This window comes from Acinetobacter sp. Ac8 (assembly GCF_055392545.1).
This window is the reverse complement of record NZ_AP043689.1, coordinates 1,744,843-1,757,047: the sequence shown is the minus strand read 5'-3', so window position 1 is coordinate 1,757,047 and position 12,205 is coordinate 1,744,843. Positions and strand designations below refer to the sequence as shown.

The following is a 12,205-nucleotide window of genomic DNA, read 5'->3' as shown; positions in this document are numbered from 1 at the left end:
TTGAAAAAATGATGAAATTTAAAATTAAAAAACTGCTGTATCCTCTGATTATTCTTACATTGTTCCCCGCTACAGTTGTATTTGCAGAAAGTTTTGAAGCGCTACTCGAAAAAGCCAACAATGGGGACGTAAAAGCGCAATACCAAGTGGGTTATCTTTATAGCAGTGGCAATCAGGGTGTGTCCTTTGATGAAGAAAAAGGTGTTTTTTGGTTTAAAAAAGCCGCTGAAGCGGGTGATGCAAAATCTCAACTTAGTTTAGCAATGAGTTATTTATGGGGATCAGGTGTCAGTAAAAATTCCCGTAAAGGTATTGAATGGCTGACCAAATCTGCAAATCAGAACAATGCCATGGCACAATACAATTTAGCTGAAGAATATGCAGATGGGAAAAATATAAATAAAGATCAAGATCTTGCAAATTATTGGTATCTTAAGTCGGCTGAAAATGGTGATGTGTCAGCACAATTTAAATTGGGATCTCTATACTTAGATGGAAATTCAGGTCTGCCTCAAGATATCAACAAAGCGAAAGCATGGTTAAAAAAAGCCGCAGATCAAGGCTATGAATTAGCGCAACGGCAATTGGCTGCACTATGATTGAAGACAATAAAACCACGACCTTACTACTTTATATAATTAATTTTTAATGATTATTTATTTTGACTGATAGTTTTTCAAATCAGCGGTTTTACAACATTTAAAACCTCATGACTTTTAACAATTAAACAAATACATTGATCAAAAATGGCTTTTGAATTTTGTATAAATTCATCTTCCATCGCATCTAAATGTAAGTGGCTTTCTTTTTGGACTTTTTTGTACAAAGCAAATAAATCATGCTTATACTGAGACTTACAACTGAGATTGAAATCCTTAAGTTCTTGCTCAAGTTCTAAGCGCATATTTTCAATAAAATGCTGACGTGAAGCTTTATTATTCTGAATATAAAATAAGCGTGTTTGTTCATAAGTGCCTTTATGAAATATCATTTCATAAATTTTCATCGTAATACTTACCTATATATTCGTATTATTACTCTTAAAATACAGCTCATACAAATGCATTATTTAATAAAATTTATCTGAGTCCGTATTGAGATAATATATTTTCTGTCTTTTATAAATATCTTTATCCATTGCTTTTTTATTCAGCCTTAAAAACTCCTATTTCCCTTGGGGAAAGGAAATAGGATCAAGGCATCAAGAATCTTTAAAAAAAGATCTCCCTCTAATTCTGTAGAATTTATCACATTAATCTTCAATTAATCAATACACCATCAACATAAAAACAGACAGTTCTGTATATTTTTGTTTAAAAAATATTCATTCGCAACCAAAGTGACTTGTTTATTTACATCGGCGTTTAAAGTTTAATCAGATTAAATTGTAGAGCTGGATAGATTCAAATTGTTGCTATGCTAAAACCAATGATATTACAAAAGTGTATTTGAATATCATGTATTAAACTATTACGAATATAAAACTTTCCGAATATGCCTAAAGCATATCCAAGGCCTTGTTATAAGCTGATGGTGCTCATTTTTTTAAGCCTAGAAGTATTTTGGTTTTATTAAACAGCTCAACATGCTTACTTTTAAATGATTTCAATATCTTTTTGGAAGTATATTGAGGGCTTTTCTTTTTTTTAGATTAGCAATCAAATTTTAATTATTTTTACCATAAAAATTAACGCTCTAAACTCAGCCTAATTTTTTAGAAAACCAAGTCGACACGTATGTCTCATAAAAATCTGCTTACAACACTTTCCATTGCATTATTCAGCCTTTCAATTTCAGCATGTAATAATAATGATTCGGACCATTCAAATACTGTGGTGGAAACCAAGAAACAACCAAACATTTTATTTATCATGGCAGATGATTTAGGTTATTCGGATTTAGGCGCTTTTGGTGGAGAAATACACACCCCAAATATTGACGCACTGACCAAAGAAGGTCGGATTTTAACGGACTACCATACTGCCCCGACCTGCTCACCGACGCGTTCACAATTGATTTCGGGGACAGACCATCACTTAGCGGGCATTGGGGCTATGGCTGAGCTCACCCCCGCTCACTTAAAAGGCCAGCCGGGTTATGAGGGCTACTTAAATGAGCGCTCACTCTCAATTGCAGAGGTGCTTAAAGATAATGGCTACCGAACCTATATCAGCGGAAAATGGCACCTCGGTTTAACCGCTGAAACCAACGCACATGTAAAAGGCTTCGATCACTCATTTACGCTATTACAAGGTCTAGATTTACACTTTAAACAAGCGCCTAGTGCCTACAAACGTAATGCCACCTATACAGAAGATGGTAAAGTTGTTCCAATTTCAGCATTACCTGATGATTTCTTCTCAACCAATTATTTCACCGATAAATTAATTAGCTATTTAGAGTCAGGAAAAAATTCAGGCAAACCATTCTTTGCCTATGCTGCCTACACAGCACCTCATTGGCCATTACAAGCCCCAGCTGAATATCGTGACCGTTATCGTGGCGTGTACGATGCTGGTTATGATGTGATTCGTAATGGTCGTATTGCCCGCCAAAAACAACTTGGTCTAATTCCAGCCAACTTTACTGCAGCCGAACCGATTGCGACACAAAATGCACCACAAAAATATGGCAAATGGAATGAACTGTCCGCAGAGCAAAAAGTCTTAGAAGCGCGCAGAATGGAAATCTATGCGGGAATGGTTGAAAACCTTGATGCCAATATTGGACGCGTGATTGAGTATTTAAAACGCAATAACTTATACGACAATACTTTAATTTTCTTTGTTTCAGATAATGGGGCTGAAGGCTTTATCCGTGGTAATTATGGAGCCGAATCAGGTTTTGATAATCGGGTGAGTAATGTCGGTACATCCAGTTCTTATCACTATGTCGGTCCGCGTTGGGCTGAAGTCAGTGCTGCGCCTTTCCATTTATGGAAAGATACTGCAGGTGAAGGTGCAACCACAGCACCAGCCATTGTTAAACTTCCTCATCAAAACAAAGCGCAAGCAACCTATCATGGTTTTGCTTCAGTGCTCGATGTTTTCCCAACCGTTTTAGATTATGCCAATATTGCCGTCCCACAAGGTCAATATAAAGGCCGTCAGATTAATACCCCAAGTGGCTACTCTTGGAAATCGGTGCTTGAAAATAAAGCGCAGACGATTCGCCCTGTAAACTTTAGTTTTGCTGATGAATTGCATGGCAGTAAATATGCGCGTCAAGGCGAATGGAAAATTGCTTTACAAGGTAAAGCAGAGCTAGGAACGGGAACTTGGGAATTATATAACTTAAAAAATGACCGTGGTGAAACCCAAAACCTTGCACAAAATAACCCAGCAAAACTACAAGAACTGCTTGATGTATATAACAAATATACCCTACAAAATGGAGTCAAGGAATACAATATTCAATGAAGTTTAGTCCCCTTTTAATTGCACTGTGTAGCCTGTTTCTTGTAACAGGCTGCAATAAGGTTACGCCCGACTCACATCATTCTTCCAAACAAAGCAGCAAAGTTTCTGCACAACTTGGTTCATTGCAGCAATGCGAACACTATTCAGGTTTACCCGATGCATGGCAAAAAAAGCCAACAGCCGGGATGGTTTGGATTGCCAAAGGTTCATTTCAGCTAGGCTCCGATAAAGCCTATCCCGATGAACTTAATTTTGGGCAAAAACAACGACAAGTTGAGGGTTTCTGGATTGATCAAACCGAAGTGACTGTGGCGCAATTTAGCAGTTTTGTAAAAGCCACAGGCTATATAACCGATGCAGAGCAACAGAAACAGGCGGCTGTATTTTCACCAGATGCCAATCAGCCTAATCAGTGGTGGCAACTCAAATCTGATTACACTTGGAAAACGCCTAATGGCGCTTCGGGTCAAGCTCCACGCCCTGCTGAACCTGTTCGCTATGTGACCAAAAATGATGCTGAACATTATGCAGTTTGGTTAGGACGAGATTTACCTACTGAACCAGAATGGGAATATGCTGCCAAAGCAGGTTCAAAAGTCGATACGCCATTGCATCAAGCGCCTCAGGATGACCATCAACATCCTCAAGCCAATTATTGGCAAGGTGAATTTCCATTGCATAATTCTGTAGAAGACCATTTTTCAGGTGTAGCACCTGTCGGTTGCTACCCTGCCAATGCGTTCCAATTGTTCGATATGATTGGTAATGTTTGGGAATGGACCTCTTCTGTATATCAAGGTGCGCATGATCAACATATGGGAAATTATACGGATCTGCGTCAGCAAAGCATCGCAGCAACCCAATATGTGATTAAAGGTGGTTCTTTCTTATGTGCTTCAAGTTATTGCTCTCGTTATCGAAATAGTAGTCGATATCCGCAAGAGTTTGATTTGGCTGCAACCCATGTGGGATTTAGAACAGTATTACGCACCCATCAATGAGACAAAGATAAGCTAAAATCTAAAGATATGGTGAATTTATACACTTAAATATGAATTCGCCTGCTTTAAAAAAGAAAGGTTGAATAGAACAAAGCAACACTTAACCACTTTCCCTAAAAATCAGTGCTTATACACGTTTACGTTTTTCAATCATCTTGCCAAATACCAACCCCAATTCAAACAACATCCACATTGGAATTGCCAACATGATCATCGAAATAGCATCTGGTGGCGTAACAAACATCGCAATAAAAAAACAGCCCACAATAATAAAGCGTCTTTTTTCCACCAGCGTTTGCGTGCTGACCAAACCGATTAAAATCAATACCAGTGTAATAATTGGAATTTCAAAAGTGACCCCAAACACCAAAAAGAGTTTTAAACAAAAACTTAAGTAACTGTTAATGTCTGTCATTGGCGCAACGGTATCAGGTGAAACACTGATAAAAAAATGCAGAATCGAAGGCAAGGCAATAAAATAGGCAAAGGCAATTCCTGAATAAAACAAGCAAATACTGCTCAATAACAATGGGAATGCCAGATTCTTTTCTTTTTCATACAACGCAGGTTTAATAAATGCCCAAATCTGATAAATAATAAAAGGCATCGCCAGCATCAGCGCAATAAAGAAATTCAGTTTAAAAGGTGCCATAAATGTTGCAGTTACATCTGTAGCAATCATAGTCGAACTGGCAGGTAATTGGGCACGTAATGGTTCAGATAACATTGAATAAGTTCTGTTTGCAAATGGCAGCAAACAGAAAAAAAGCACAATCAATACCCCGATAATTTTAAACAAATGCTGACGCAACAGCATCAAATGTCGGGTGATCGGCATTGCTTCAAGCTGAGTCGCTTCTTCAGAAGCTTGCTCTTGCAGCTGCGGTATCATTGACGTCATACGGCCACCTTCAATTGCGATATTGATTTGGATTGAACAGGAACAATGCTGAGTTTGTCATCATTAGATTTAGCCTGTTTTAGCCAAATACTTGGCAAATAGACAGTAGGAATAGCACATGAAACAGGTTGATAAATCTGCTTCACCCTCAGCTGGGCTATTTGCTGTTCTTTTAATTGCGGTTGTTCTAATGGCTGTTTCTTTAATAGCGCTAGCGCTTGTTCTTGCTGTATAGCATCTCCAGGCATAGCCGATAATTGCTGTAGCTCATGCATCTGCGCCTGCATTTTTTGCTCTAATTCTTGAATGCGCTGCATCTCATTCTGCATCTGTTCGCGCAATTCGGATAAGCGTAATTCACGGTCAATGTCGTTCTGAACATTGCTGATGAGACGTTTCAATTTACTGTACCATTTCGCAACAAAACGCGCAGCTTCAGGGAGTTTATCTGGCCCTAACACCAACAGCGCAATAATCCCAAAAACCAATAATTCAGAAAATCCGACATCAAGCATGTGTTAGTTCTCCAGTTTTAGTGCTTTACCGTAGAGTTCACATCAGTATTGCTATTTTGATGTTCCTGTGTCCGTGGTTCATTCAGTGCAGCAGTGGTTGTTTCATCATCTTGAATTGATTTTTTAAAATCCTTCACCGCACCGCCGACATCTTTACCTAAATTTTTTAATTTAGATGTGCCAAAAAGTAAGATCACCACAATTGCAAAAATAAGTACGTGCCAAATCGATAATCCAGCCATGGTTTTTACTCCTGATATTCTTGTGTTATTTCATTATGTGTACAGAGACAGCTAAACCCCGCACTACTGAAGAAATTATCCGATAGCAATAACATCTAAATCTTCTTCAGTAGTCAGGTGATATAAAATTAAATAGGCTTTTATTAAGCAGTTTTCTTAATCGAACGGGTATTAACCAATTGATTATTCAACACCACTTGATGCCCACGTTTTGTATCCACAGTATATTGCGGCTCTTTAATGGTATCGACATAGATCCAGTCCGCTTGAACCTGCGTTGCAGTAAAGCTGACATTCAGATAACCACGTTGATTTAGATTGGTATAATCCAACTCATCAATCAGTGTGGTAAACGCCATTTCAAACTGCTGTAACTGTTCCACTGGAATATTGAGATACTTTTCAATTCCCGGCGATGACACTGAACTTGTCGCCAGCTCGACACCGACAAAATCACCCGCCTGACTATACAACTCTGATGACCATGCATTATGGGTATCCCCTGCCAGCACCACGACCTTCTTGTTCAATGCTTTTAAGGTGCCATACAGAATTTCTCGTTCAACATAATAACCATCCCAAGCATCTAAATTATAAGGTGCGACAGTGGTTAAACGTGCCTTTTCAATTGCGGTCAATGTTGGATCGCCCTGTAGCACACGCATTTTCAGTTGTACCAACTCCATGATCATCGTATTGATTTGATTTAAAACCTCTTGAGTTGCGTTTCCACTCAGAACTGCACTCAACGGTACCAGTAATTCAGCAGGGATTAATATCTTACCCATCAACACTTGCTGACCCAATACATTCCACGTTGCCTTGGATTGAGCCAACTTTTGCTGTAACCATTCACGTTGGGTATACCCCATCAAGGTTCGATTCTGATTGGTTAAGTCGGTTTGAAAACGTTGAAAATCCATACCAGAAGCGGTGATATAATCGGTATATTCCAGTTGCTTATCTCTGGCAAGGATACGGGTATCTAACATGGTCAATTGCACCAGTGTACCAAAGTCAAACTGGCGATAAATATTGAGATGATCATTTGCGGAAATAGGGCGAATCGGCATCCATTCAAAGTACGCTTGTAATGCTGCAAGTTTACGATCAAGGAAAGACCCTTCATTGGCTTGGTGATTTTCAGCGCCGTCTCGCCATGTATCATTTGCCAACTCATGATCATCCCAAATCACAATAAATGGGTGACGGTGATGCAATGTTTGTAAATCTTTGTCTTTACGATATAACGCATAGCGTTTGCGATAATCATCTAACTTGATAATTTCTTGATTATTGTCCGCAGCCAAAGTACGTCCTAACTTCACTGCATCTTCTGTTGCATACCCACCTTGACCATATTCATAAATATAATCACCCAAATGAATCACCACATCAACATCTTGCTTGGCCATTTCACGATAAACATAGAAATACCCTGCTGGATAATTCGCGCAAGAACATACCGCAAAACTGACCTTGGTCGGATTGATTGGTAGTGTTTTGGTTTGTCCAACTGATGAAAATTTATTGCCAAAGCTAAAACGATAGAAATAGCGTTGATCTGGTTTTAAGTTTATGGCATCAACTTTCACCGTGAAGTCTTGTGCTTTTGCTGTGGTGACTTTGTCTGTTTTAATGATTTGCTTGAATTGATCATCTAAAGCAATTTCCCAAGTCACTTGCAAACGTGCGCTGCTATCATTGGGCGTTAAGCGTGTCCATAAAATCACGCGATCTTGTAAAGGGTCTCCACTGGCAACCCCATGTTCAAAATTGACTTGTAGTGTTGTTGATTCTCGATCTGAACTGTCATTACATCCCGTAAAACCCGCAGATAAAGACAGTGCACCAAAACCGAATAGGCTTTTTTGAATAAGTTCTCGTCGTGTAATTTTGGCTGTCATACTTTACTCCTTAAACTATGGCTAGATTACAAATACTAAATAAGACCTAACTTTATTTATTCTCTACGGTCCTATTAACTAGATTGATTCATTGAATACACATGCATTAATTGAGAATATCTAGCGATTTTTCCGTATCATAAATTTTTTCCAAACTGATAATTCTCCGCTTATCATATCTGTCACTAAAAATTTCTTTTCTAAGCGCTTCAATTGATTTTTCCTGATCAAGCATATTTAAATCACGCTGCAAAATTTCACCTCGCTTTTGCATATATATTTCTGCTTGGTTTTTAAATTGCGCTCTTGATTGATCAACAGATTCCATCCGCTCGGTCACTTCAGGACCAAACACTTTTAACCGCTCCTTGCGTATCTCTTCCTGTGAACCTCCTCTATTTTTTATTTCCTGAACTTTACGAGATACATCGTTAAAGTCTTTATTAAACTTTATGGCCTTTCTCGATTTTTCGGGCAGGTTGCTTATCGCTGTATTGAGTTCCTGTTCGATTTCATCATCTGTCATCCCTGTAGATTGATTTATTTTTAATACAACCAACTCATAATCTTCAATTTTGTCACTTGCACCAAATAATGCCTTTATCTCAAAGGGAGTGAAAAATCTTGCTCGGATAGATCTAATCGCATCTAACAGTCTTTTCGCATTTATATAATTCGCTTGATTTTTCGAATGAGCCTTATGGGTTAAAATGACCTGATCGGTATATTTGACATACCTAATCCATAAATCCTTTACGATACTTTGAGTCGGATCAACCAACAGCTTATTGAAAAAATTTAAACCAAAATTGGTAGGATCAGATTCAGTTGGATTATTTTTTAGCAACTTATCAAAACAATCCTTGGTCATATTATCCAAAACAAAAGTTTGATTTGTATCAAAACTTAATTCACAGTAAATATTCCCTCCAAACGCATCAACCGCAATGGGTATAAAACCATTGCTTGGTTTTATACCACCTATATTTAAAGCGGTCGCTTGATCTGGCTTTAAATCCTCCTGATTATTTGTCTGTTTATCTATTGGCTTAAATACAAGCCATAGAAAACAAACAATAACCACTAGAAAAAAAGATGAAACTAAAATACTTTTTTTCATTTAAAATCCCTGATTTTTTGTTTTAAATAAAATCAAGCTATATTTATTCTTTATAGATCAATATAGCCCAAAGTCAATCACATATTATTTTTCTTTAAATAATTTGCATGATCTTTTAAAACATCAATTGGGTTTGGAATTGTTGCCCATTTCGTCGGTGTTTGAACCCAACCCCAATTCCAAGGCCAGCCTGAAACTGAGAATGATTCATCGTATTTACTAAATGTTCCTGACTGTTCTCTATGTTTCCAGTTATAAATTCCTTTTAAGTTTCCTAGACGACTACTACATACCGAGACCGTACCATCATGTGCTTGGTTGGGAAATAAATTTACCACTTCATCAATTTTTCCCGTCCATGATGTCATATAAATAGGATAGGAATTTCCATCGGATCCTTTGATAAAATATCGATCAGGTGTATTGGGTAGATTATAATCGCTTGGATTAGCTGTCTGTTTTAGACATTGAGCAGAAATGGGAATACCTTCAGGGAATAAAGTATTAAAATCTTGCATACTTTTGGCACTATTGGCTCGGATCCCTTCAAGCAAATTAATATAATTTAGACTGTTACGACGATAATCTTCATCTGGTAATTTTCTAACCCCCTCACCGCCCCACACCCAGAACGAGGTGTTGGCATTAAAGGTTTTAATATCATTTTCATCTAATCTGCCATCAATTATGATTTTATGAAGTGCACTTAAAAAATCATGTCTATAAATGATATTTTGCAAAAAATTTAGCACAGACTGTAGCGAAGAATAAGGCAACATACTGCTAATATCTAATTTTCCAGTTGCTTCATATTCTTGGATATTTTGATCAGCAAATGGACTTCCCCGATGTGGAGAACCAACAGTCGCGATGGAGGACACCAACTCAGGTTTAACCCCAAGCGCATAACGGGATGTCGGTCCACCTTGACTATGTCCTACTAAATTAAATTTAACGTCATCACGATAGTAAGTCGTTTGAATATACTGTAAATGCTTGATTAATTCTTCACCACGATATTCATTGCTATTTAAAGGACTTATAGAAACAGCTATGGCTGGTGTGGACTGTTCAGCCAATTGAGTTAATGTTGAGCCCCAGTAGTCATAAATAGAAAATTTTCCTAAAAACTTTACATGTTCTGCCCCTGCTAAGCCATGTACAAGCACAATTGGTTGAGGACTATTTTTATTTTCATAGCTGTCTACAATTGGATTTACATTAAAACCCGCAAAAGAATGGCTTGAATAAACTACTGTTGCAATTAAAAATGCCCACTTGGATAAAGTAAAATCTTGCATACGTACTCCAATTTATAAAAATTTTCTTGTCATGGTCTATATCGTCGTCTCAAACTAAAATACATACCAAGATTCACAAATCCTTCGTGCTGTCTTATTGATTGGTATTGATTTAAATCATTTCTTAAAGTTATAAAAGTTGTGGAATTTTATTGATAAATATTCACAACACAGTGTTAAAGTATAAAATTTAGAAATATGCGTATTGACATTTCACCACAAATTCATTGACAAATTACGACAAATATAAAGACCGATATGTATAAAGTATTTTCTTTTAGGGTTTTAGTAAATTCAATGGAATTAAACATACAAATAAAAATCACTTGAATAATAAAAAATGATTATATTAAATGCTTAATTATTATTTATGATGATCAAAAAATTCAGACTATAAATAAAAAATTAAAATCATACCATCCAAGGTTATTATTTAATTTTCATTTGATTAATATAATAAATACAACCAAACCAACTCATTATTTATACAAGTGATTTATATCTAGTCATTGATCATAAATAAAGCATATATTTTTGTATAAACTTTTAGAAACTATTGGTTATCAATTCATTTTTTGTACTTTTGAATCATAGGTTGTCCTAACATAGGGCGACATGGATGTCGCTGTTGGGTGGAAGTACATATTTCTAAATGCTTCATTTTTAAATATAAATATCCCACCTCACATATCTAAGTGACTAATAATTAATAAATTACAGATCAAAATCAATAATAATTTTAATCACATCTGCAGGTGCCGATGCCGCCAACTCAAATGCTTGAATACTTTGATTAAAATGAATTTTTTTTGAAATTAACGGCTTCACATTAATTTGACCAGAAGCGATCAGCGCAATAGAACGCTCATAATCATTTGCATAACGGAAAATTGAAATCGTCTCAATCTCTTTGACCTGCATGGCAACAATATCCATCAGCACAGCATGTTGTGGCATTCCAACAAAAACCAGTTTGCCCGCAGGTTTTAGACAATCGGGCGCTGCTGCAATTGCGCTTGCATGACCACTACAGTCAACAAATAGGTCGACACCACCAACAAAGTGCCGTTGCACAAAGCACTTTAAATCTTCCTGTGCGACATTACATGCAATTAAACGCTCACCATAATGCTGGACTAAAAAATCCAGCTTCTGTTGTTTTATATCCGTGATGATAACTTGACTACAGCCTGATGCGAGTAATGCTAATGCCATTAAAGCACCAATCGTCCCTGCACCAGTAACCACGGCAGTATCTCCAGGTGAAATACCCACTTTGCGAGCCACATGTACACCTGAGGCCAAAGGTTCAACCAACACTGCTTCTTCCAGACTGACATGATCTGGTAACTTAAAGGTTAAGTTTGCAGGATGAACCACAGATTCACGCAATACACCATGTACAGGCGGGGTTGCCCAAAACTGAATATTCGGATCAAGATGATACAGACCCTGCATCGCTTCTGGAGAATTTGGCTCAAAAACCCCAGGCTCCATACATACACGATCGCCTATTCTTAAATGTTGAACTGCTGAACCTACTTCAACAATGATCCCACTCGCTTCATGCCCCAGAATCATTGGTGCATTGACAACAAAATCACCAATTCGACCATGCTGATAATAATGTACGTCACTGCCACAGATACCCACTTTGGCAATTTTAATGCGTACATCAGTTGCGCTTAGATATTCATTGATCTCAATATCACGAATTTGCAGTTTATCTTTTTCTTCCAGTACCAATGCTTTCATTGTGATTGCTTCCTTGGGTGTTGTTTTCCGTTGTTGCTTTTTTT

At 37.4% G+C, this 12,205-nt stretch carries 11 protein-coding genes; 3 read left to right on the top strand and 8 right to left on the bottom strand.

The genetic code is table 11. From position 1 onward, the window contains the following. The first annotated feature begins 8 nt into the window (after window positions 1-8). Entirely contained in the window at window positions 9-599 is a 591-nt protein-coding gene (locus ACZ5QH_RS08255) for a tetratricopeptide repeat protein (RefSeq protein WP_434277656.1), read from the top strand. A gap of 77 nt (window positions 600-676) precedes the next feature. Here the strand turns inward: ACZ5QH_RS08255 and ACZ5QH_RS08250 are convergent, their stop codons facing one another. After that, entirely contained in the window at window positions 677-1,006 is a 330-nt protein-coding gene (locus ACZ5QH_RS08250; RefSeq protein ID WP_004721480.1) for a hypothetical protein, read from the bottom strand. 730 nt (window positions 1,007-1,736) lie between these two features. Here ACZ5QH_RS08250 and ACZ5QH_RS08245 point away from each other — a divergent pair. Beyond that, on the top strand, window positions 1,737-3,419 hold the full coding sequence (locus tag ACZ5QH_RS08245) for an arylsulfatase (protein WP_303577349.1): 1,683 nt from the start codon (window positions 1,737-1,739) through the stop codon (window positions 3,417-3,419). Beyond that, window positions 3,416-4,420 carry an SUMF1/EgtB/PvdO family nonheme iron enzyme gene (locus ACZ5QH_RS08240; protein ID WP_303577350.1) on the top strand — a complete coding sequence of 335 codons (1,005 nt, stop codon included), beginning with the start codon at window positions 3,416-3,418 and terminating at the stop codon, window positions 4,418-4,420. The genes ACZ5QH_RS08245 and ACZ5QH_RS08240 overlap by 4 nt, the downstream gene beginning before the upstream one ends. A gap of 127 nt (window positions 4,421-4,547) precedes the next feature. Here the strand turns inward: ACZ5QH_RS08240 and tatC are convergent, their stop codons facing one another. The 7 genes from tatC to ACZ5QH_RS08205 all read right to left on the bottom strand — a co-directional run bounded on the left by tatC (window position 4,548) and on the right by ACZ5QH_RS08205 (window position 12,161). After that, a complete protein-coding gene (gene tatC / locus ACZ5QH_RS08235) occupies window positions 4,548-5,321 on the bottom strand; it encodes a twin-arginine translocase subunit TatC (protein WP_239045947.1) in 774 nt (257 codons plus the stop codon). Beyond that, the gene (tatB, locus tag ACZ5QH_RS08230; RefSeq protein WP_303577351.1) at window positions 5,318-5,836 is read right to left on the bottom strand and encodes a Sec-independent protein translocase protein TatB; all 519 of its coding nucleotides are present in this window, start codon (window positions 5,834-5,836) and stop codon (window positions 5,318-5,320) included. The genes tatC and tatB overlap by 4 nt, the downstream gene beginning before the upstream one ends. A 17-nt stretch (window positions 5,837-5,853) precedes the next feature. Then, window positions 5,854-6,078: a Sec-independent protein translocase subunit TatA gene (gene tatA / locus ACZ5QH_RS08225; protein WP_303577352.1), complete on the bottom strand. Its 225-nt coding sequence runs from the start codon at window positions 6,076-6,078 to the stop codon at window positions 5,854-5,856. A 143-nt stretch (window positions 6,079-6,221) separates the two neighbouring features. Beyond that, window positions 6,222-7,985, bottom strand: coding sequence for an alkaline phosphatase D family protein (locus ACZ5QH_RS08220; RefSeq protein WP_303577353.1), 1,764 nt, complete (start codon window positions 7,983-7,985; stop codon window positions 6,222-6,224). 106 nt (window positions 7,986-8,091) lie between these two features. Next, window positions 8,092-9,105 carry a lipase secretion chaperone gene (locus tag ACZ5QH_RS08215; protein WP_303577354.1) on the bottom strand — a complete coding sequence of 338 codons (1,014 nt, stop codon included), beginning with the start codon at window positions 9,103-9,105 and terminating at the stop codon, window positions 8,092-8,094. A 77-nt stretch (window positions 9,106-9,182) separates the two neighbouring features. Then, window positions 9,183-10,406 (bottom strand): alpha/beta hydrolase, encoded by a 1,224-nt coding sequence (locus tag ACZ5QH_RS08210; protein ID WP_303577355.1) that lies wholly within the window; start codon window positions 10,404-10,406, stop codon window positions 9,183-9,185. A 714-nt stretch (window positions 10,407-11,120) separates the two neighbouring features. Next, the gene (locus ACZ5QH_RS08205) at window positions 11,121-12,161 is read right to left on the bottom strand and encodes an NAD(P)-dependent alcohol dehydrogenase (protein ID WP_303577356.1); all 1,041 of its coding nucleotides are present in this window, start codon (window positions 12,159-12,161) and stop codon (window positions 11,121-11,123) included. Window positions 12,162-12,205 lie beyond the last annotated feature (44 nt).

Bases quoted from the DNA above. Each gene is read 5' to 3' on its own strand.
- ACZ5QH_RS08255 (WP_434277656.1), top strand. From the start codon at position 9: ATGATGAAATTTAAAATTAAAAAACTGCTGTATCCTCTGATTATTCTT.
- ACZ5QH_RS08250 (WP_004721480.1), bottom strand. From the start codon at position 1,006: ATGAAAATTTATGAAATGATATTTCATAAAGGCACTTATGAACAAACA.
- ACZ5QH_RS08245 (WP_303577349.1), top strand. From the start codon at position 1,737: ATGTCTCATAAAAATCTGCTTACAACACTTTCCATTGCATTATTCAGC.
- ACZ5QH_RS08240 (WP_303577350.1), top strand. From the start codon at position 3,416: ATGAAGTTTAGTCCCCTTTTAATTGCACTGTGTAGCCTGTTTCTTGTA.
- tatC (WP_239045947.1), bottom strand. From the start codon at position 5,321: ATGACGTCAATGATACCGCAGCTGCAAGAGCAAGCTTCTGAAGAAGCG.
- tatB (WP_303577351.1), bottom strand. From the start codon at position 5,836: ATGCTTGATGTCGGATTTTCTGAATTATTGGTTTTTGGGATTATTGCG.
- tatA (WP_303577352.1), bottom strand. From the start codon at position 6,078: ATGGCTGGATTATCGATTTGGCACGTACTTATTTTTGCAATTGTGGTG.
- ACZ5QH_RS08220 (WP_303577353.1), bottom strand. From the start codon at position 7,985: ATGACAGCCAAAATTACACGACGAGAACTTATTCAAAAAAGCCTATTC.
- ACZ5QH_RS08215 (WP_303577354.1), bottom strand. From the start codon at position 9,105: ATGAAAAAAAGTATTTTAGTTTCATCTTTTTTTCTAGTGGTTATTGTT.
- ACZ5QH_RS08210 (WP_303577355.1), bottom strand. From the start codon at position 10,406: ATGCAAGATTTTACTTTATCCAAGTGGGCATTTTTAATTGCAACAGTA.
- ACZ5QH_RS08205 (WP_303577356.1), bottom strand. From the start codon at position 12,161: ATGAAAGCATTGGTACTGGAAGAAAAAGATAAACTGCAAATTCGTGAT.